Raw genomic sequence first — 21,708 nt, forward strand, 5'->3', positions numbered from 1 at the left:
CCGTGGTGCGGCCCGCAGCCGTCGAACAGCGGCGGCGGAACCACTCCGCGTGACCCGAGCCTTGAGCACCCCTCACCGACGCACCACCAGGAAAGGCCCTAGCGAACGATGTTTGACGTCGAGCCGGACCGGACGTCCGCTTCCGGGATACCCGTCACGGGCGGGCAATCGGGCATCTGGCTGGCCCAGCAGATCGAGCCGGAGAGCTCGGCATACAACATCTCGTTCGTCCTCCAGCTCCGCGGTGACATCGACCTGGACCGGCTGACGGCCGCCGTCCGGCAGGCCACCGAGGAAGCGGAGAGCCTGCACGTCCGGATCGCCGACGTGCGGGGCACACCGCGCCAGGTGCCCACGCGCTTCCCCGTCGAGGTGCCCTGCCTGGACCTGAGGGGCGAGAGCGACCCGCGGGACGCGGCCCACCGGTGGATGGACGCCGACCGCGACCGCCCCGCCGATCTGGCCGAGGGCCCGCTGTTCGCGCAGGTGCTGCTGCGGCTCGCCGACGACCGCGTCTGGTGGTACCAGCGCTACCACCACATCACCGTCGACGGCGCCGGCATCGCCGAGATCACCCGCCGGGCCGGTGACATCTACACGCTCGGCGACGGGGCCACGACCCCGGACTGGGCCCTGTCCCGGCTGGTCGGCACGGACACCGCCTACCGGTCCTCCGAGCAGTACGCGCAGGACCGCGCGTACTGGCGGGAACGGATGGCCGACCGCCCCGAACCCGTCCGCCTCGTCGAGCGCACGTCCGCGCCGACGAAGCGCCGCGTCCGCCGCACCACGGAGCTCGCGCCCGCTGCCGCCGCCCGGCTCCGCGCCACGGCGACGGACGCCGGCGTGGCACTGTCCCGCCTCCTGGTGGCCGCCGCGGCCGCCCATCTGCACCGCGCCACCGGCGAGCAGGACCTCGTCCTCGGGCTGCCCGTCACCACCCGCCAGGACCCCGCGACGCGGCGCGTCCCCGGCATGGTGTCCAACATCCTGCCGCTGCGCCTCACGGTCCGCCCCGACATGACCGGTGCCCAGCTCCTGGACACCGTCCGCGCGGCCGTCTCCGAGACGGTCGCCCACAGCCGCTACCGCGCCGAGGACCTCGCCAGGGACCTGGGCCTGGTCGACGGCGTGCAGGAGCTCGTCGGCCCCACCGTCAACGTCCTTCCCCAGCCCGAGGGCCTCCGCTTCAGCGGCGCCGAAGCCGAGTACGTTCCCCACTGGCTCGGCCCGGTCAGCGACCTCACCCTCACCTTCGGGGACTTCGAGGAGGGCCACGGCCTGCGTATCCACCTCGACGCGGACGCCGACGTCTGCGACGAGGGGACGCTGGCCGACCACGAGCGCCGCTTCCTCACGGTGCTCGAGGCGCTGACCTCCGATCTCGGGCTGCCCGTCGCCCACATCGAGCTGACGTCCGGTGCCGAACGCGCCCAGCTGCTCGGCGACTTCGGCGTGGATCCCAGGCCCGCGCCCGAGCAGACCTGGCCCGCGGCCTTCGAGGACCGCGTGCGGCACGCCCCCGACGCCGTCGCGCTCGTCTGCGAGGACCGGGAACTGTCGTACGCGGACCTGGGCGCCGCCGCGAACCGCCTCGCCCGGCTCCTCGCCGCCAGGGGCGTGGGCCGCGAGGACGTCGTCGCCGTGGCGCTGCCGCGCTCCCCGGAACTCGTGATCGCCCTGCTGGCCGTGATGAAGGCCGGCGCGGCCTACCTGCCGCTGGACGCCGACCATCCGCAGGACCGCATCGCCTACATGCTGGACGACGCCGGCGCCCGGACGGTCGTGACCACCCGTGAGCTGTCCGCCGACCTGCCGGACGCGCCCGGCGTCCAGCGGTGTCTGCTCGACGACCCGGCCGTGGCCGCCGAGTGCGCCGCCCTCGACCCCTCGGACCTCGGCGTTCCCGTCGCTCTGGACCAGGCCGCGTACGTCATCTACACGTCGGGCTCGACGGGTCGCCCCAAGGGCGTCGTCGTCTCGCACGACGGAGTCGGCAGCCTCGTCGCCACCGCCACCGACCGCATCGGCATCACCGCCGACAGCCGTGTCGTGCAGTTCGCGTCCGCCGGATTCGACGTGACCGTCTGGGACCTGATCATGTCGCTGTGCGTCGGCGGCCGCGTCATCGTGGTCCCCACCGAGCGCCGCGTCGCCGGCCCCGCCCTCACCGACTACATCGCACACCACCGCGCCACCCACATGATCCTGCCGCCGTCGCTCGTCTCGGCGCTGCCGCAGGACTGCCGACTGCCCGACGGCGCCGTGCTGATCGTCGGCACGGAGGCCGTGCCGAGCGAACTCATCGCCCGCTGGGCCGGACGCGTCCAGGTCGTCGTCGCGTACGGCCTCACCGAGGCCACCGTCAACTCCACGCTCTGGCTCGCCGACGCCGACCGGCCCGGCCCCGCACCCATCGGCCGGCCCGACCCCAACACCCGTACCTACGTGCTCGACTCGGCCCTGCGCCCCGTGCCCGTCGGAGCCGAGGGCGAGCTGTACGTCGGCGGGCGCGGCCTGGCCCGCGGCTACCTGGGCAGGCCGGGGCTCACCGCGGAGCGCTTCGTCGCCGACCCGTACGCCGAGGAGCCCGGCGCCCGCATGTACCGCACCGGCGACCGGGTGCGCTGGGGCGCCGACGGCAACCTGGAATTCCTCGGCCGCGCGGACGGCCAGATCAAGATCCGCGGCCACCGCATCGAACCCGGCGAGATCGAGAGCGCCTTCATGGCCTGCGCCGGGATCGCCCAGGCCGCCGTCCGCGTCCGTGAGGACCACCGGGGCGTGAAGCGCCTCGTCGCCTACCTGGTGGCCGAGGCCGGCCCGGACCCGGACGCCTCCGTGGACCGCGCGCGCACCCGGATCGCGCGGACCCTCCCGGACTACATGGTCCCCTCCGCCCTCGTACGCCTCGACGGCCCCCTGCCGCTCACCCCGAACGGCAAGCTCGACAGCCGCGCCCTGCCCGCGCCCCGGTGGACCGCGATGGCCGGGGACGACGCGCCCACCACCGCCGCCGAGACCGCGCTCGCCGCGCTGTTCGCGGAGGTGCTCGGTCTGCCCTCGGTCGGCGTCCACGACAGCTTCTTCGAACTGGGCGGCGACAGCATCGTCGCGATCCAGCTGGTGAACAGGGCCCGCGAGAGCGGACTCGCGCTCACCCCGCGCGACGTGTTCCGGCAGCGCACGGTGGCGGCGCTCGCCGAGGCCGCGGGCCGGGCCACGCCCGACACCAAGCCCATGGCGCCCGCGACGGCCGCCCTCGACGAGGACGCCCTGCCCGTCTCGCCGCTCCAGGAAGGTTTCTTCTTCCACGCGGCGTTCGACCAGGAGGCCGCCGACCTGTACGTCGTCCAGGAGGTCCTCGACCTCGCGGGCACCGTCGACCCGGACCGGCTGCGGCAGGCACTGCGGCTGACGCTGGACCGGCATCCGCTGCTGCGCGCCTCGTTCCGCCAACTGCCCGGCGGTGAGGTCGTCCAGCGGCTCGAGGACCACGTGAACCTTCCGTGGCGCGAGGCCGACACCGACCGGACCGGCCTGGACGACATCCTGCGGCAGGACCGCGCCGAGGGGTTCGACCTGGCCGAGCCGCCGCTGATACGGGCCACGCTGATCAGGGACGGGCAGCGCCACCGGCTGCTGCTCACGCTGCACCACATCATCGCCGACGGCTGGTCCGTCTCCGTCCTGCTGCGCGAACTGACCGCCGCGTACAAGCGCGATGCCCTGCCCGCGCCCGTCGCACCGCACGCCTACCTGTCCTGGCTGGCCGGCCGGGACCGTGACGCCGCCCGGGACGCCTGGCGCCACGCGCTGGCCGGACTGGAGGGCCCGACCCGGCTGCCCGCCCTGTCCGACACCTCCGCCGAGGCGAAGGGGGCCTCGGCGTCCGCCCCGCAGGCCAGGCCCGAGCACGTCGACGTCCGGCTGCCCGAGGCGTTCACCGCCGAACTGACGGCCTCCGCCCGCCGAAGCGGCCTCACCCTGAGCACCGTCGTCAACGGCGCCTGGGCCCTGCTCCTCGCCGGACTGACCGGCGGCCAGGACGTCGTGTTCGGCACCACCGTGTCCGGGCGCACCACGGAGGTCCAGGACCTGGACTCGGCCGTGGGCCTGTTCATCAACACCGTCCCGGTCCGGGTGAGCCTGCGCGCCGACGAGCCGCTCACCGACCTGCTGCGGCGCGTCCAGGACGAGCAGGCGGCGCTGCTGGACCACCAGCACCTCGGGCTCGCCGACATCCAGCGGATCGCGGGCGGCGGGGAACTCTTCGACACCCTCGTGGTGTTCGAGAACTACCCGACCGGCGACCTCGCGGCCGATGGGGAGTCCGGTACGCCGCCAGGGCGTGTTGCGAAAGTAGCTCCGTCCGCCCGGAGGGCGGGGCCTGCGGCGTCTGGTGCGTGCGATCGCAAGGCGGAGGATCATCCTCGTACTGGACGTACGTGGATGACTCCGACAACGCGGCGTGGGGGCACCTCCCGTGCCCGAAGGGCTACGGGGGAGGGCGTGCCAGGCGTCGCGGGCCAGGAGGGACTTTCGCAACACGCCCTGGTCACCGGCGCCGAGGTGTTCGACGCCGTGCACTACCCGCTCGCGCTCGTCGTCGAGCCGCGGGGCGGCCACCTGTCACTGCGCTTCAAGTACGACGCGGCCCGGCTCGACCAGCTGGCCGTGGCCGTCCTCGCGAACCGCTTCGAGACCCTGCTGCGCACCCTCGTCTCCGACCCCGGCCGCCCGGTCGCCCGCGTCGGGCTGCTGTCCGGCCGGGAGGAGCAGCGACTCACCGAGCTGAACGCCACGGCGCACCCGCTCCCCGACGCCGACGCCACCCTCGCGTCGCTCTTCGCCGCCCGGGCGGCCCGGACCCCCGACGCCCCCGCCGTCGTGTTCGACGGCACCACGCTGACGTACGCCGAGCTCGACCGGCGCGCCGAGGCCCTGGCCCGGCGGCTGCGGGCCCGCGGCGCGGGCCCCGAGCGGTTCGTCGCCGTCGCGGTGCCCCGCTCGGCGGAGCTGATGGTCGCGCTGCTCGGCGTCCACAAGGCGGGCGCCGCCTACCTGCCCGTCGACCTCGACTACCCCGCCGACCGGGTCGCGTTCATGCTCGGCGACTCCGGGGCGCGTACGGTCGTGACCACCGGCGCGTCCGCCGGGCGGTTGCCCCACGTGCCGGGTCTCGAACACGTCGTCGTGGACCACGACGAGGAGGTCCCCGACACGCCGCCGCGCGCGCAGGCCGGGCCGGACCACCCCGCGTACCTGATCTACACCTCCGGCTCCACGGGCCGCCCCAAGGGCGTCGCCGTCACCCACCGGGCGATCGTCAACCGGCTGGCCTGGATGCAGGGCGAGTACGGGCTCACCCCCGACGACCGGGTGCTCCAGAAGACCCCGTCGAGCTTCGACGTGTCCGTGTGGGAGTTCTTCTGGGCCCTGGTCGAGGGCGCGGCCGTCGTGCTCGCGCGGCCCGACGGCCACCGCGACCCGGCGTACCTGGCCGAGCTGATCCGCACCGAGCGGATCACGACGACGCACTTCGTACCGTCGATGCTGGCCGCGTTCGTCCAGGCCATGGAGGGGGCTCCCGGCAGCCCCGACTGGGCGGCGAGCCTGCGCCGGGTGTTCTGCAGCGGCGAGGCGCTCTCCGGCCCGGACGCCCGGCGCTGGTCGGACCTGACGTCCCGCCACGGCCGTGGCCCCGTGCCGCTGCACAACCTGTACGGCCCCACCGAGGCCGCCGTGGACGTGACCTACTTCCCGTACGAGGGCGGCGGCGAGCTCGCCGTCCCGATCGGCCGGCCCGTCTGGAACACCCGCCTGTACGTGCTCGACGCCTTCCTGCGGCCCGTCCCGGACGGCGTGCCCGGCGAGCTGTACCTCGCCGGGGTCCAGCTGGCGCGCGGCTACCACGACCGGCACGGCCTGACCGCCGAGCGGTTCGTCGCCGATCCGTTCGGGGAGCCGGGAGAGCGGATGTACCGCACCGGTGACCTGGTCCGGCGCCGCGCCGACGGCGCCGTCGACTACCTCGGCCGCACCGACCGGCAGGTCAAGATCCGCGGCAACCGGATCGAGCTGGGCGAGATCGAGGCCGCCCTCGCGGGCCTGCCGGGCGTCGCCCGCGCGGCCGTGATCGTCCGCGACGGTGCTCTGGTGGGCTACGCGGTGGCCGCTTCCGGTACGCCGGCCCCGGACACCGAGGTCCTGCGCGAGGCGCTCGCCGACGCGCTGCCCGCGACCATGGTGCCCAGCGCCGTCGTCGCCCTCGACGAGCTGCCCCTGACACCCAGCGGCAAGCTCGACCAGAACACCCTGCCCTCGCCGTCCGTCGCCCCCAGGGCGGGTGGACGCGCGCCCCGCGACGCACGCGAGCGCGCCCTGTGCGAGATCTTCACCGCCGTCCTCGGCCTGCCGGGGATCGGCGCCGACGACGACTTCTTCATGCTCGGCGGCGACAGCCTCACGTCGATCGCCGTCGCCACCCAGGCCCGGGAAAGGGGACTGACGATCAGCCCGCGTGACGTGTTCGAGCACCGTACGCCCGCCGCGCTCGTCGCGGCGGCCCAGGAGGCTCCGCACCCTCAGGACAGTGCGGAGGCCCCCGCGGAAGCCCCGTCCGTGACCGTATCGGCCACGGACGCCGGGCAGGCCGCCGCCGCGCTCCAGGCGATGCTCGCCCAGCAGGCCGGGTCCGGCGCGGCGGTCGACCCCGCCCTCCAGGCACTGCTGGACCAGCTGACCGCCGCCGCGGGCACGCGAGCGGAGCCGCCGGCCCCTTCCGCCCCGCTCGGCGGACTGGAGCTGACCGAGGAGGAGGCCGCCCGCGTCGAGGCCGTCGCGGGGCTGCCCGTATCCGACGTCTGGCCGCTGTCCCCGCTCCAGGAAGGCATGTACTTCCACGCCACCTACGACGCGGGCGACGCCCTCGACGTCTACCTGTCGCAGGAGACCCTGGACTTCGACCACCGCCTCGACACCGGTCGGCTGCGCGCCGCCTGCCGGGCGCTGCTGGAACGCAACACCGGCCTGCGCGCCGGGTTCGCCGGCGACGGCCTGCCCCGGCCCGTGCAGTTCATCGCGGACGGCGCCGAGATCCCGCTCGTGGAGACCGACCTGTCCACGATGCCCGCCGATCAGCGGCGCGCCCGCGTGGAGGAGCTGCTGGCGGCCGACCGGCGTCAGCGCTTCGACCTGTCGGCGCCGCCCCTGTGCCGCCTCCAGCTGATCCGGCTCGGTGACGGCCGCGACCGGCTCGTCGTCACCCACCACCTCATCCTGTGGGACGGCTGGTCCGCGTGGCTGTTCCTGGAGGAGCTGTTCACGCTGTACGAGCGGGCCGGCGACCCCACCGGCCTGCCCGCCCCCGGCTCGTACCGCGACTACCTGGCCTGGCTGGACCGGCAGGACACGACCCGGGCCCTCGACGCGTGGCGCGGCGCGCTCGCCGGGTTCGACGAGCCGACCCTCCTCGCCCCGACCGGCCGCGACGCAGGACCGGTCATCCCGGCCGACTTCGACGCGGTGCTGACACCGGAGACCAGCGACCGGCTGCGCGCCCTGGCCCGCCGCCACGGCCTCACCCTCAACACCGTGCTCAACGCCGCCTTGGGCCTGGTCCTCTCCGCGATGACCGGCCGCGGCGACGTCGCCTTCGGCACGGCGGTGGCCGGACGCCCCGCGGACGTGCCGGGCGTCGCCGGCATCATCGGCATGTTCCTCAACACCATCCCGGCGCGGGTCGCGTTCGCCCCGGACGAGCCGCTGCTCGACCTGCTGCGGCGCATGCAGTCCGAGCGCGCGGCGGTCATGCCGTACGAGTACGTGGGCCTCGGCGCACTCCAGCAGGAGACCGGTCACCGCCGCCTGTTCGACACGCTCTTCGTGCTCCGTTCCGCCGACGGCGAGGACCGTGCCGCGGCGCTCCGGCAGCGCCACGGCATCACCGGCGTGTCGAACGTGGACGGCACCCACTTCCCGCTGACCCTGATCGTCACCCCCGAGAAGCGGCTGCGGGTCACCCTGGCCGCCCGGCCCGACCTGTTCGACGCGGAGGCCGCGACCAGGATCCTCGGCCGGTTCACGACCGTCCTGGAGCGGATCGCGCGGGCCCTCGCGGGCCCGGACGCCGCCTCCGCCCGCACCGTGGGCGTGGACCTGCTGCTGCCGGGGGAGCGCGCCGCCCTGACGGCCGAGTGGGCCGGCAGCCGCGAGCCCGTGCCGAACGAGACCATCGCCGACATGCTCACGGCCCAGGTCGCCCGTACCCCCGACGCCGTGGCGCTGGTCTTCGGCGAACGCGCCCTCACCTACGCCGAACTGGACGCGCGCATCAACCGGATCGCCCGGCTCCTGCTCGCCCGGGGAGCAGGCCCCGAGCAGGCCGTGGCGCTGGCGCTGCCCCGCTCCATCGACATGGTGGCCGCACTGTTCGCGGTCCTGCGGACCGGCGCCGCCTACCTGCCGCTGGACCTGGACCACCCGGCCGACCGGCTGCGCCTGATGGTCGAGGACACGGGGCCGCTGTGCCTGGTGTCCACCACGGCCGTCGCCCCGGCCCTGCGCGGCGACGCCGGCGCCGTGGCGCCCGAACTCCTCCTGGACGACGAGGCCGTGGCCGCCGAGCTGGCCGCCCTGTCCGGCGGCGAGATCGCAGACGCCGAGCGGCCCGCGTTCGCGCACGACGTGCAAGGCCGCCTGGAGCACCCGGCGTACATCATCTACACCTCCGGCTCGACCGGCAGGCCCAAGGGCGTCGTCACCCCCTACCGGGGCCTGACGAACATGCAGCTCAACCACCAGAAGGAGATCTTCGACCCGGCCATCGCCTCGGCCGGCGGCCGTCGGCTGCGCATCGCGCACACCGTGTCGTTCGCCTTCGACATGTCCTGGGAGGAACTGCTCTGGCTCGTCGAGGGCCACGAGGTCCACGTCTGCGACGAGGAGCTGCGCCGCGACGCCGAGGCCCTGGTCGCCTACTGCGACCGGCACCGGGTCGACGTGGTCAACGTGACGCCCACGTACGCCCAGCTCCTCATCGAGGAGGGCCTCCTCGACAGTGACGAGGCGGCGGGCAAGCACCGGCCCGCGCTGGTCCTGCTCGGCGGCGAGGCCGTGTCCGACACGGTGTGGACCCGGCTGCGCCGCACCGACGCCACCTACGGCTACAACCTGTACGGACCGACCGAGTACACGATCAACACCCTCGGCGGCTCGACGACGGACAGCGCGACCCCCACGGTCGGCATGCCCATCCGCAACACCCGCGCCTACGTCCTGGACACGATGCTGCGCCCGGTCCCGCCCGGCTGCCCGGGCGAGCTGTACATCGCGGGCACCGGCCTGGCCCGCGGCTATCACGACCGTCCCGGACTGAGCGCCGAGCGGTTCGTCGCCGATCCGTTCGGGGAGCCGGGAGAGCGGATGTACCGCACCGGTGACCTCGTACGGCAGCGGACCGACGGCCTCCTCGACTTCCTCGGCCGTACCGACGACCAGGTGAAGATCCGCGGCTACCGCATCGAACTGGGCGAGATCTCCACGGCCCTGTCCTCGCACCCCGAGGTCGCCCACGCGGCGGTCGTCGTGAACGAGAGCACCGGGACGAAGCGCCTGGTGGGCTACTTCGCGCCGGAGGACGGCACGGAGGCGGGCGACGACCTGCTCCAGCGGCTGCGCGACCACCTGAAGGCGGGGCTGCCCGACTACATGGTCCCCTCCGCGCTCGTCCCCGTGGACACGCTTCCGCTCACGGTCAACGGCAAGCTCGATGTACGGGCCCTGCCCGCCCCCGACTTCGCGGGTACGGGCACCAGCCGCGCGCCGCGCACCCCGCGCGAGGAGACGCTGTGCGCGCTCTTCGCGGAGGTGCTCGGCCTGCCCGAGGGCAGTGTCGGCATCGACAGCGACTTCTTCGACCTGGGCGGCCACTCGCTGCTGGCCACCCGCCTCGTCAGCCGGGCCCGTACGGCGCTCGACACCGAACTCGCCATCCGCGACCTGTTCGAGGCACCCACCGTCGCCGAACTGGTCGAGCGCGCGGACCGCTCCGGCGGCGCCGCCCGGCCGGCGCTGACCGCCGGTGAACGGCCCGACGAGCTGCCGCTGTCCCACGCCCAGCAGCGGCTGTGGGTCATCCAGCAGATCGAGTGCACGTCCGCCGCCTACAACTTCCCGCTGGTGATGCGGCTGCGCGGCGCCCTCGACGGCGAGGCGTGGGGGGCGGCGCTGGCCGATGTGACGGCCCGGCACGAGGCCCTGCGCACGGTGTTCACGGAGCGCGACGGCCAGGCGTTCCAGCGCGTGCTGCCCGCCGATGAGGCGCGGCCCGTGGTGGAGCGGCTGCGCGCCACCGAGGACGAGGTGCCCGGCATCGTCGACGCGGCCGTGGGCAGGCCGTTCGACCTCGCCACCGAACTGCCGGTGCGCGCCACGCTCGTGGAGCTGGCGCCCGAGGACCACGTCGTCGTCCTGCTGCTGCACCACATCACCACCGACGAGTGGTCCGACCGCCCGTTCCTGCGCGATCTGGCCGCCGCCTACGCGGCCCGGGTGTCCGGTGCCACGCCGCGCTGGGAGCCGCTGCCGGTCCAGTACGCCGACTACGCGCTGTGGCAGCAGCGTCTGCTCGGCGACCCGGCCGACGCCGACAGCCTGGCCGCCCGGCAGCTGGAGTACTGGCGTACGACACTGGACGGCGCCCCCGAGGAACTGGAGCTGCCCACGGACCGGCCGCGCCCGGCCCGGCCGGCGTTCTCCGGGGCCGAACTGGACATCGCGTTCGACACCGACGTCCACGAGGGCCTGAAGCGGCTCGCCCGCGAGACCGGGGCCAGCATGTTCATGGTGGCGCACGCCGCCGTGGCCACCCTGTTGCACCGCATGGGCGCCGGGACGGACATCCCCCTCGGCTCGCCCATCGCCGGGCGCGGCGACGAAGCGCTGGACGACCTGGTCGGTTTCTTCGTCAACACGCTGGTGCTGCGCACCGACCTGAGCGGCGATCCGAGCTTCACGGAGCTCCTCGCCCGGGTCCGGGAGACGGACCTGGCGGCGTTCTCGCACGCGGACGTGCCGTTCGAGTCGGTCGTGGAGAAGCTCAACCCGACCCGTTCGCTGTCCCGGAACCCGCTGTTCCAGGTGATGGTCGGCTACCACGCCCGCACGGGCGACGGCCTCGAACTGCCCGGCCTGCGCGCCGACTACGTGCCGTTCCGCATCAGCTCGGCCAAGTTCGACCTGGTCTTCAGCTTCACCGAGCACACGCCGGCCGACGGTGGCACGGGCTCGCTGGGCTGCCGCCTGGAGTTCGCCACGGAGCTGTTCGACCAGGAGACCGCCGAGCGTCTCGGTGACCGCCTCCGGGCGCTCGTCGCGGAGCTCGTGGCCGCACCCGGGCGGCCGGTCTCGCAGGCGGAGATCCTCGGCGACGACGAGCGGCCGCTGGTCCTGGAGGGCTTCAACGACACGGCCCGCGAGGTCGAGGAGGAGTCGTTCCCGGCCCTGTTCGCGCGGCGGCTCGCCGAGCACCCCGACGCGATCGCCGTCGTCGACCGCTCCCGCTCGGTCACCTACGCGCAGCTGGACGCCCGCGCCAACCGCATCGCCCGGCTCCTGGCCGCTCGCGGTGCGGGCGCCGAGAGCGTGGTCGGCGTCGCCGTGCCCCGCTCGGTCGACATGGTCGCCACGGTGCTGGCCGCGCTGAAGCTGGGCGCCGCGTTCCTGCCGCTGGACCTGGTCCACCCGGCCGACCGCCTCACGTACATGATCGAGGACTCCCGGGCGGCCCTCGTGGTCGGCACCGAGCCGGTGGCGGGCAAGATCCCCGAGGTGGCGGGCGTACCGGCGGTGCTGCTCGACGCTCCCGGGACGGCCGCCGAGCTGGACGCCCTGCCGCAGACCGCGCTCGACGCCGCACCCGTGGCCCTGGACCAGGCCGCGTACGTCATCTACACCTCCGGCTCGACGGGCCGCCCCAAGGGCGTGGTCGTGCCCCACGAGGGCATCGCCAGTCTGGTCGCCACCGCGATCGACCGGATGGGCCTGGAGCGCGACAGCCGCGTCCTGCAGTTCGCGTCGATCGGCTTCGACGTCTTCGCCTTCGAACTGTCGATGGCGCTCTGCCACGGCGGCCGGCTCGTCCTCATCACGGACGAGGCCCGGGTCGCGGGCCCCGCGCTCACCGACTTCCTCGCGGACCAGCGGATCACGCACATGATCCTGCCGCCGTCCCTCGTATCGGCGCTGCCGCCGGGCTGCGCGCTGCCCGAGGGCTCGACCGTCCTCGTCGGTACGGAGACCGTGCCGCCGGACCTGTTCGAACGCTTCGGCGCCACGGCCCACCTGATCTGCGCGTACGGGCTCACCGAGGCGACCGTCAACTCGACGCTTTGGCCCGCCCGCGAGCACGGAGGCCGCCCGTCGGGCCGGGTGCCCATCGGCCGGCCCGACCCCAACACCCGGGCCTACGTCCTCGACGAGCACCTGCGGCCGGTCCCGCCCGGCGTCGCGGGCGAGCTGTACGTCTCCGGACGCGGCCTCGCCCGCGGCTACCTCGGCAAGGCCGGGCTGACCTCCGAGCGGTTCGTCGCCGACCCGTACGGCCCGCCCGGCAGCCGGATGTACCGCACCGGCGACCGCGCCCGCTGGCGCACGGACGGCAACCTCGACTTCCTCGGGCGCGTCGACACGCAGGTGAAGGTGCGCGGCTTCCGCATCGAGCTGGGCGAGATCGAGGCCGCGCTCGCCGGACACCCGTCGGTCGCCCAGGCCGCCGTGGTGCCCGACCGCGACGGCGACATCGTCCGCCTCGTCGGCTACGCCGTGCCGGAGGCGGGGGAGCTGGACCCGCACGAGCTGCGCGCCCATGTGGCCGGGGCCCTGCCCGAGTACATGGTCCCGGCGCTCGTCGTCCCGCTGGACGGCCCGCTGCCGCTCACGCCCAACGGCAAGCTCGACCGCAAGGCGCTGCCCGTGCCGGACTGGGCGGCCATGACCGGTGACGCGCGCCCGGCGACGGACACGCAGGCCAGGCTCGCCGAGCTGTTCTGCGAGGTCCTCAAGCTGGAGAAGGTCGGCATCCACGACAACTTCTTCGCGCTCGGCGGCCACTCCATGGCCTCGATGCGGCTCCTGGGCCGCATCCGTGCCGAGTTCGGGGTCGAGCTGAGCATCCGTGACGTCTTCGACGCGCTGACGGTCGCCGGTATCGAGGGCAAGCTGAAGGGCGCGGCGACGGCCCGCCCGGCACTCCGCCCGATGGCGGTCCGCCAGGGCCGTCAGGAACCGCGACCGGCCGCCCCGGTCCAGCGCCGGCAGTGGGACGCGTACCGCCGTACCCCCCGCTTCGACCACGCGCTCGTGCTGCGCTCGCCCGGCGGTCTCGACGCGCGGGCCCTGTCGGCCGCGCTCGCCGACGTGGCCGCCCGCCACGAGCCGCTGCGCACGGCGTTCACGGAACGGGACGGCGCGGTGTACCACCGGGACGCCGAGTCCCCGGCGCTGCTCCTGGAGGAGTGCGCGGACCTGGAGGCGCGGCTGACCGAGCTGGCGGCCGGGTCCCCGGAGCCGGAGCGCACCGCTCCGTTCGTGGCCCGTCTGCTGACGGCGGCCACGGGCGAGCAGGCGCTGCTGCTGACCATGCACTACCTCGCGGTGGACGAGTGGTCGGTCGTCCCCCTGTTCCGTGATCTGACGCAGGCGTACGCGTCCCGTACGGAGGGCCGGGCCCCCGAGTGGGAGCCGCTGCCGGTCTCGTACGCGGACTACACCCGGTGGGCCCGCGACGTCCTGGGCGACCCGGGCGACCCGGACAGCCGGGGCGGTCGCCAACTCGCCTACTGGCGGCGGACGCTGAAGGACGTACCGGCGGAGCTGGCGCTCCCGGCGGACGGCCCGCGCTCGTCCTCGCCCGGCGCGGACCATGTGGGCTTCGTTCTGGACGAGCACCTGCACGCGGCCGTGGACGACCTGGCCCGGGTGACCGGCACCAGCATGTTCATGGTCCTGCACTCCGCCCTGGCGGCGGTGCTCACCGCCCACGGAGCGGGCACGGACCTGCCCATCGGCACGATGGTCGCCGGCCGCACGGACGACCAACTGGCGGACCTGGTGGGCTGCTTCTTCAACACGGTCGTGCTGCGCACCGACACGGCGGGGGACCCGACGTTCGCGGAGCTGCTGGCCCGCGTACGCGAGACCACGCTCAGCGCACTCGACCGCCAGGAGGTCCCGTTCGAGGAGGTGGTCCGGGCGACCGGTCTGCCGCCGCAGGGCCCGCAGGTCATGGTGATCCACCACGAGCAGGCGGACCTGGACCAGCTGGAGGGCGGCCTCGGCTCCCTCGACGCCGTGCCGACCGGCTCGACACGGGCGCGGCTGACCTTGAGCTTCTACGAACCGCGCGGCGAGGGCCCCGTCCACTGCGGGCTGATCCACGCGACCGACCTGATCGGCACCGCCAAGGCACGGCGGCTCGCCGACGAACTTCAGAGGCTGCTGCGCACCGTGGCAGCCGACCCGGAGCAGCCGCTCTCAGAGCTGTTCAGCGCAATGACCGCACTGTCGACGAGGAGTGACACCGCATGACCACCAACCCGTTCGAGGACCCGCAGGGCCGCTTCCTGGTCCTGGTCAACGAGGAGAACCAGCACTCGCTGTGGCCGTCCTTCGCGGAGGTGCCGGCCGGGTGGCGCGGGGTCTTCGGTGAGGACACGCGGGAGGCGTGTCTCGCGTACGTGGAGGAGCACTGGACGGACCTGCGCCCCGCGAGCCTCGCCGCCCAGCAGGCCTGACGCCCCGCCCGGAAACGCCGCCGCCCGCGGAGAGGATTCTCCACGGGCGGCGGTGTTTTCTCTGCAGACAGGCCCTAGTTCTGGCGGCTGTCGGACCACGCCGACCACAGTTCGGCGTACCGCCCGCCCGCCGCGACCAGGTCGTCGTGGGTACCGGTCTCGACGACGCGGCCCTGGTCGAGGACGACGACGCGGTCCGCGGTGGCGGCCTGGGGGAGCCGGTGGGCGACCATCAGGCCGGTACGGCCCTCCAGGGCGCGCAGGGCGGCGGTCTCCAGGACGCGGGCGCCCGCGCTGCCCGCGTCGGCGGTGGCCTCGTCGAGAATGGCTATGGGCGGATCGGTGAGGACGAGACGGGCGAGGGCCAGGTGCTGGGCCTGGGTCACCGTCAGGCGGTGCCCGCCCTCACCCACGACCGTGGACAGGCCGTCGGAGAGCGCGTCGACCCACTCCAGGGCACCCACGTGGGCCAGCGCCGTGCGCAGCTCCTCGTCCGTCGCCTCCGGGCGGGCCAGCCGCAGGTCCTCGGCCAGCGGTCCGGCGAAGACGTGGACCTCCTGGCTGATGAGGGTGACCGCCTGCCGCACCCCGGCGGGGCCCAGCTCCCGGGTGTCCACGCCGCCCAGGGAGATCGTGCCGGTCGCCGGAGCGTGGACGCCCGCGATCAGCTTCGCCAGGGTGGTCTTTCCCGCGCCGCTGGCGCCGACCAGGGCGACGCGCTCGCCGGACCGTACGTCCAGGTCGACTTCGCGGAGCACGGGGTGGCCGTCCACGTACGCGTGGCCGAGCGCCGACACCTTGACCGAGCCGTCCACCGGCGCGGCGGCCCGCTCCTCGGGCTCCCGTTCGGCCGGGAGGCTCGACACGCCGACCAGGCGGGCGAGGCTCGCCCCGGCGGACTGGGCGTCGTCGATGAGGAAGAGCGCCGCGTTGATCGGGTTGAACAGGCCGTGGAAGTAGAGCGCCGCCGCGGTCGCCGTACCGATGCTCACGGAGCCGCTGTCGACCAGGAGGTAGCCGGTGACGAGGATCGACGTCATGCCGATGAACTCGGCGATGTTCAGGCGGGAGAAGAAGCCGGAGACCAGGCGCATGCCTCGCGCGGCCAGGTCGACGGCCGCCTGCGACCGCTGGTCCAGCAGGTCCGCGTGCCGGTCGGTCAGGCGGAACGCCCGTACCGTGCGGACCCCTCCGATGCTGTCGAGCAGCTGGTGCTGCAGGGCGCCGGTCGCCACCCGGTGCGCGGCGTAGATCCGCGCGGCGCGCGGGATGTACCAGCGCACCGTGAGGATGTGCACCGGCACGGCCACCAGCACGGCGAGCAGGAAACGCCAGTCGAGGACGGTGAGGCCCACCAGGGTCAGGACGATGGTGAGGAAGGCGCCCGCGAACTCGGGCAGGGCCTGCCGTACCGCCTTCGCGATCAGCGTGACGTCGCCCGTCACCCGCGAGGTCAGATCGCCCGAACCGGCCTGCTCGACCCGTTCGAGCGGCAGCCGCAGCGCCCGTGCGATGAATCGTTCCCGCAGGTCCGCGAGGATCGTCTCGCCGACCCGGGCGACGAGCGACTTGCCGATCGCGGTCGCCACGCCCCTGGCCACGGCCACCGCGACGAGCAGCGCCATCGGCACGGTCAGCGCCGACGTGCCGCGCCGGTCCACGACGAGGTCCACGATGCGCCCGAGCAGCGGGGCGGTCAGCAGCCCGATGCCGGTGCCGAGGACCAGCACGGTCATCGCGCCCACGGCCGGCATCCGGTGACGGCGCAGCAGTCCGCGGACAACGGAGAGGGTCCGGGCGCCGGTGGCCGTGGGCAGGAGCTCGCGTTCGGGCGTGCCTGGTCCGCTCATCGTCCGTCCCTCGTCCTTCGCCTCGCGGTCCTGTGCGTCTCGGTCCTGTGCGTGTGTGTCCCGCGTGTCCGTCACGCCAGCACCGCCGAGCGGTACGTCTCATGGGCGGCGACCAGCTCCGGGTGGCTGCCCTCGGCGGCCACGCTGCCGTCGTCGAGCATCACCACGACGTCGGTCCCGGCGAGCAGGGCGGGGCTGGTGGTGACCAGGACCGTGGTGCGGCCCCGGCGCAGGTCCCGCAGTCGGGCGGCGATACGGGCCTCGGTGACCGTGTCGACGGCCGTGGTCGGGTCGTGGACCACCAGGACCGGTGGGTCGGCGGCCAGGGCCCTGGCGAGCGCCACGCGCTGGCGCTGGCCGCCGGACAGTGACCGGCCCCGTTCGGTGAGGAGGGTGTCCACGCCCTCGGGCAGGGCCTGGGCGACGTCGTCCGCCGCCGACGCGGCCAGCGCCGGCTCAAGGTGCGCCGTGTCGGTGTCCGCTCCGGCCCGTACGTTGGCCAGGAGACTGTCCTCGAACAGGTCGGCGTCGTGGTGGGCGACCAGGATCGCGCGGCGGGCGTCGCCGGGGTCGAGGTCGGCCAGCGGTACGCCGTCGAGCTCGACGGACCCTTCGGCGGGGTCGAGTTCGCGGCCCAGGCAGAGCAGCAGGTCGTTCGCGGCGGCCGGGTCCTTGGTGACGACGCCGACGAGGCTGCCGGGGGCGATGTCGAGGTCGACGCCGCGCAGCGCGCCGTGGGTGACGCCCCGCAGCCTGAGGCGTCCGGTGACCGGCGTGGGGAGCGTGGCCGTCCCGGCCGCGACGGCGGGAGGCGAGGCGAGGACCTCGGCGATCCGGTCGGCCGACGCACGGGCCTGGGCGAGCTCGCCGTTGACGTAGGTGAGGAGCTGGAAGGGGCCGAGGAGGTACTGGGCGAGGCCGACGGCCGCCACCAGGTCACCCACGCTGATCGTGCCGCGCATCGCCAGATGGGCGCCGACCAGGCCGATGACCGCGATGAAGATGCCCGTCAGGGCGAGGATCGCGCCGTCGTGCCAGGCGCGGCTGCGGGCCGCCCGCAGGGCCGCGGCCAGCGAACTCCGGCTCGTCGCCCGGTAGCGGGAGACCGCCGCGGGCTCGGCGCCGATGCCCTTCAGCACGCGCAGTCCCGCGACCAGGTCCGCGGCGACCCCGGAGGCGTGGGCGGCGTGCTCCTGCTCGGCCTCGCTGCGCCGTTCGAGCGGACGGCTGATGAGGTGGCCGATCCACAGCAGGGGCGGGACGCCGAGGAGGACGAGCAGCCCGAGCGGTATCGACGTACGGAGCAGGGCCACCGCGCTGATGGCCAGTCCGGCGACCGCGGACAGGGCGTACGGCAGTGCGGAGGCGACCGAGCCGACCCGTCGGGCGTCGCCGGTCGCGACGGCGGTCAGCGCGCCGGGGAGCCGGCCGCTGTCGGCGCCGCCCCGCGGGTCGAGCACCCGGGAGCCGAGGTCCTGCCGGATCCGGTGCGCGGCGGCTTCCCCCGCCCCTTCGGTGAGCCGTGCGGAGTTCCGGTAACACGTGGACAGGACGAAGAAGAGGCCGGCGAGCACCAGCAGCCAGCGCAGGAGCGCGCCGGAGGAACCGGTCGCCACCGCCTCGTCGATGACCAGGCCGATGACGACGGGAACGAGGGCCTCGCACGCTTGGTGCGCCATGCCGAGGAGCGACGCTCCGGCGATACGGCGGCGCTGATCACCGAGCGCTCTCCGGAGGACAAGGCCTCCCGTTGGTTCTCCAGCGGGCATGCGGAGCCTCCACAGGAACAGAGTGGGCGGTTAGGTAAGGCTACCTTAAACACGGCAGGTGCCAAGGGTCCCGCGAACGTCCTGACGTGCGGCCCTCGGTGCCGAGCGTGCGGCCGCGTTGACCCACTGTGGCTGTACGGTTAGGCTCACCTAAGTTGCATGCTTCATCGCGTCAAGTCGCATGCGGTACAGCCAAGTTCATGCTCGCGTACGTGTGGTGCGCGAACCGCCGCCAGGGGGAGTGGTCGTTGTCCGTCGAAGCCCAGGCGGCATCCCGTGACGAGACCGGTGGTCCGGCGGGGCCCGCCGCGCCCACGGCCCGCCCGGCCGCCGCGGCTCTGCGCGGTCTCGGGCTTCTCGTGACGCTCGGCGCGCTGGTCCTCGTCTCCCTGGTCAGTGTCTGGGTGGGCACCAGGGGGATCCCCTTCGCCGCGACATGGGACCTGCTGTGGCGACCTGACGGGTCGGAAGCCTCCGTCATCGTCCACGACTACCGCATCCCCCGCACCCTCCTCGGCCTCCTCGTCGGAGTGGCGCTCGGGCTGTCCGGCGCCCTGATGCAGGCCCTGACCCGTAATCCCCTCGCCGACCCCGGACTGCTCGGGGTGAACCTGGGCGCCTCCGCCGGCGTCGTCGTGGCCATCGCCTTCCTCGGCGTGGCCGCACCCCTCGGCTACGTGTGGTTCGCCCTCGCCGGAGCCGCCGCCGCGTCGGTGGGCGTCTATCTCCTCGGCTCCTCCGGACGGAAACTGGCCACCCCCGACCGGCTCGTCGTCGCCGGCGCGGCGGTGACCGCCGTGCTGTACGCCTTCAACTGGGGTGTGCTGCTGTTCGATCCGGAGGCGTTCGACCAGTTCCGCTTCTGGACCGTGGGGTCGCTCGCGGGCCGGTACTACGACATCGTCCTCGTGATCCTGCCGTTCGTCGCCGTCGGCCTGGTCATCGCCTTCGTCCTGGCCGCGTCCCTCAACGCCCTGGCCATGGGCGACCAGGTGGGGCGCGCCCTGGGCGTGAACGTCGGCCGCACCCGGGTGCTCGCCGCGCTCGCCGTGATGCTGCTGTGCGGCGCCGCGACCGCCGCGGCCGGGCCGATCAGCTTCGTGGGCCTGGCCGTTCCGCACATCGCCCGGTTCGTCGTGGGCCCCGACCAGCGCTGGGTGCTCGCGTACTCGATGCTCCTCGCACCCGTCCTGCTCATCGGGTCGGACGTCCTCGGCCGTCTCCTCGGCGCCCCCGGTGAGGTGCAGGTCGGCATCGTCACCGCGTTCATCGGCGCACCCCTGTTCATCGCGCTGTGCCGCCGTCGAAAGCTGGTCATGCTGTGAGCCCCGTACGGGAGGCCAGGACCTCCGTACCCGGACCCGTCCCCACCCCGGCCCCCCGCGTCATCAGCGGCCGGGTCATCCGTACCCCGGCGGGCGGCATCTCCCTGCGCGTACAGGGCCGCACCGTCGCCGTCACCGCCCTGCTGATCGCCTCGCTCGTCCTCGTCATGGGTGTCACCCTCACCACCGGCGATTTCCCGCTCTCCGTCGGAGAGGTTCTCGGGGCGCTGACCGGCAACGGAGACGGAGCCGCCGACTTCGTCGTCAACACGCTGCGCATGCCCCGCATCCTGACCGCGGTGTTCGTCGGCGCGGCCCTCGGCGTGAGCGGGGCGATCCTGCAGAGCCTCACCCGCAACTCCCTCGGCAGCCCCGACATCATCGGCTTCACCAACGGCTCCGCCGTGGGCGCTCTCGTCGTCATCATCGTGCTGCACGGCAGCATGGTCCAGATCGCGTTCGGCGCGCTGATCGGCGGCCTCGCCACGGCCCTCGCCGTCCATCTCCTCATGATCGGCCGCGGGTTGCAGGGATTCCGGCTGGTCGTCATCGGCGTCGGCGTCAGCGCCCTGCTGCTCGCCGTCAACTCGTACCTGATCACCCGGGCGACCTTCCAGGAGGCGCTGGAAGCCCAGGCATGGCTGATCGGCAGCCTCGGCAACCGGCTGTGGGTCCACGCCAACGCCGTCGGCCTCGCCGTCGCCGTCCTGCTGCCGCCGGCCCTCTTCCTCTCCCGCCGCCTCGCCATGGTGGAGATGGGCGACACCACCGCCATGGGACTCGGCGTCAACGTGGCCCGTACGCGCACCGCGCTGCTCGTCATCAGCGTCGCCCTGGCCGCGTTCGCCACCGCCGTGACCGGCCCCATCTGGTTCATCGCCCTGGCGGCACCCCAGGTGGTGCGCCGCCTCACCCGGTCGTCCGGGCCGACGCTGCTGCCGTCCGCCCTCATGGGCGCCGTCCTGCTCGCCCTGAGCGACCTCGTCGTCCAGCGCCTCTTCGCGCCCGCGCTCCTCCCGGTGGGCACGGCGACCGGCGCCATCGGCGGGCTGTACCTCATCTGGCTGCTGATCACCGAGTCGCGAAAGAGCCGCGCATGACTGGAACGAACTCCCCGCGGTCCCGGCTGCGCGCCGAGGACCTCACGCTCTCCTACGACCAGCGGACGGTGGCCACGTCCCTGAACGTCGACATTCCCGACCACTCCTTCACCGTGATCATCGGGCCGAACGCCTGCGGCAAGTCGACGCTGCTCACGGCACTCGCGCGGATGCTCAAGCCCAAGGCCGGGCAGGTCTACCTCGACGGCGCGGCGATCGCCTCCTACCGCTCGCGCGAGGTCGCCCGCCGCCTCGGCCTGCTCCCGCAGTCGTCCAGCGCACCCGGCGGCATCACGGTCGGCGACCTCGTGGCCCGCGGCCGGTACCCGCACCAGCGGCTGCTGAAGCAGTGGTCCGCCGAGGACGAGGCGGCCGTCGTGGAGTCGATGCGGCAGACCGGCGTACTCGAACTCGCCGACCGGCCCGTGGACGACCTCAGCGGCGGCCAGCGACAGCGCGTCTGGATCTCCATGGTCCTCGCCCAGCAGACCTCCATCCTGCTGCTGGACGAGCCCACCACGTTCCTCGACATCTCCCACCAGGTCGAGGTGCTCGACCTGTGCGCCGACCTGCACGCCCGCAAGGGACACACCGTCGTCGCGGTCCTGCACGACCTCAACCAGGCGTGTCGCTACGCCACCCACCTCATCGTGATGCGGCCCGGCGGCACGATCGCCGCCGAGGGCGATCCGGCCACCGTCATGACCGCCGAACTCGTCCAGGACGTGTTCGGTCTTCCGTGCCGGATCATCGACGACCCCGAGACCGGGACCCCGCTGATGGTGCCCGCCGCGCCCAGGCGGTACGCCCCGGCGGACGACCACGCCGACGCCGTGATGGCCGAGACCCTGTGACACGACGAGGGACGG

General features: G+C 73.9%; 7 protein-coding genes. 5 read left to right on the plus strand and 2 right to left on the minus strand.

Annotation, left to right across the window (positions count from 1 at the left end):
• Window positions 1-108: 108 nt before the first annotated feature.
• Together ABT342_RS29165 and ABT342_RS29170 are read left to right on the plus strand one after the other, a co-directional pair.
• Window positions 109-14,589 (plus strand): non-ribosomal peptide synthetase, encoded by a 14,481-nt coding sequence (locus ABT342_RS29165; RefSeq protein WP_351580323.1) that lies wholly within the window; start codon window positions 109-111, stop codon window positions 14,587-14,589.
• Entirely contained in the window at window positions 14,586-14,795 is a 210-nt protein-coding gene (locus ABT342_RS29170) for an MbtH family protein (RefSeq protein ID WP_351580326.1), read from the plus strand. Before ABT342_RS29165 ends, ABT342_RS29170 begins: the two co-directional genes overlap by 4 nt.
• A 74-nt stretch (window positions 14,796-14,869) precedes the next feature.
• Here the strand turns inward: ABT342_RS29170 and ABT342_RS29175 are convergent, their stop codons facing one another.
• Together ABT342_RS29175 and ABT342_RS29180 are read right to left on the minus strand one after the other, a co-directional pair.
• Window positions 14,870-16,645, minus strand: a complete 1,776-nt coding sequence (locus ABT342_RS29175) for an ABC transporter ATP-binding protein (RefSeq protein ID WP_351580329.1) — start codon at window positions 16,643-16,645, stop codon at window positions 14,870-14,872.
• A gap of 71 nt (window positions 16,646-16,716) precedes the next feature.
• Entirely contained in the window at window positions 16,717-18,414 is a 1,698-nt protein-coding gene (locus tag ABT342_RS29180; protein WP_351580332.1) for an ABC transporter ATP-binding protein, read from the minus strand.
• Between the two features lie 200 nt (window positions 18,415-18,614).
• On the opposite strand from ABT342_RS29180, the gene ABT342_RS29185 reads away from it, so the two are divergent.
• Genes ABT342_RS29185 through ABT342_RS29195 form a run of 3 tightly spaced genes read left to right on the plus strand, consistent with a single transcriptional unit; the run spans window position 18,615 to window position 21,693 of the window.
• Complete coding sequence (locus tag ABT342_RS29185) at window positions 18,615-19,739, plus strand: FecCD family ABC transporter permease (protein ID WP_351580335.1); 1,125 nt, start codon at window positions 18,615-18,617, stop codon at window positions 19,737-19,739.
• Window positions 19,736-20,839 carry a FecCD family ABC transporter permease gene (locus tag ABT342_RS29190; RefSeq protein ID WP_351580338.1) on the plus strand — a complete coding sequence of 368 codons (1,104 nt, stop codon included), beginning with the start codon at window positions 19,736-19,738 and terminating at the stop codon, window positions 20,837-20,839. The genes ABT342_RS29185 and ABT342_RS29190 overlap by 4 nt, the downstream gene beginning before the upstream one ends.
• Entirely contained in the window at window positions 20,836-21,693 is an 858-nt protein-coding gene (locus tag ABT342_RS29195; RefSeq protein ID WP_351580341.1) for an ABC transporter ATP-binding protein, read from the plus strand. Before ABT342_RS29190 ends, ABT342_RS29195 begins: the two co-directional genes overlap by 4 nt.
• The last annotated feature ends 15 nt before the right edge of the window (window positions 21,694-21,708 follow it).

Source organism: Streptomyces sp. NPDC000410 (assembly GCF_040300305.1).
Taxonomy (GTDB): domain Bacteria; phylum Actinomycetota; class Actinomycetes; order Streptomycetales; family Streptomycetaceae; genus Streptomyces.

Bases quoted from the DNA above. Each gene is read 5' to 3' on its own strand.
- ABT342_RS29165 (WP_351580323.1), top strand. From the start codon at position 109: ATGTTTGACGTCGAGCCGGACCGGACGTCCGCTTCCGGGATACCCGTC.
- ABT342_RS29170 (WP_351580326.1), top strand. From the start codon at position 14,586: ATGACCACCAACCCGTTCGAGGACCCGCAGGGCCGCTTCCTGGTCCTG.
- ABT342_RS29175 (WP_351580329.1), bottom strand. From the start codon at position 16,645: ATGAGCGGACCAGGCACGCCCGAACGCGAGCTCCTGCCCACGGCCACC.
- ABT342_RS29180 (WP_351580332.1), bottom strand. From the start codon at position 18,414: ATGCCCGCTGGAGAACCAACGGGAGGCCTTGTCCTCCGGAGAGCGCTC.
- ABT342_RS29185 (WP_351580335.1), top strand. From the start codon at position 18,615: ATGCTCGCGTACGTGTGGTGCGCGAACCGCCGCCAGGGGGAGTGGTCG.
- ABT342_RS29195 (WP_351580341.1), top strand. From the start codon at position 20,836: ATGACTGGAACGAACTCCCCGCGGTCCCGGCTGCGCGCCGAGGACCTC.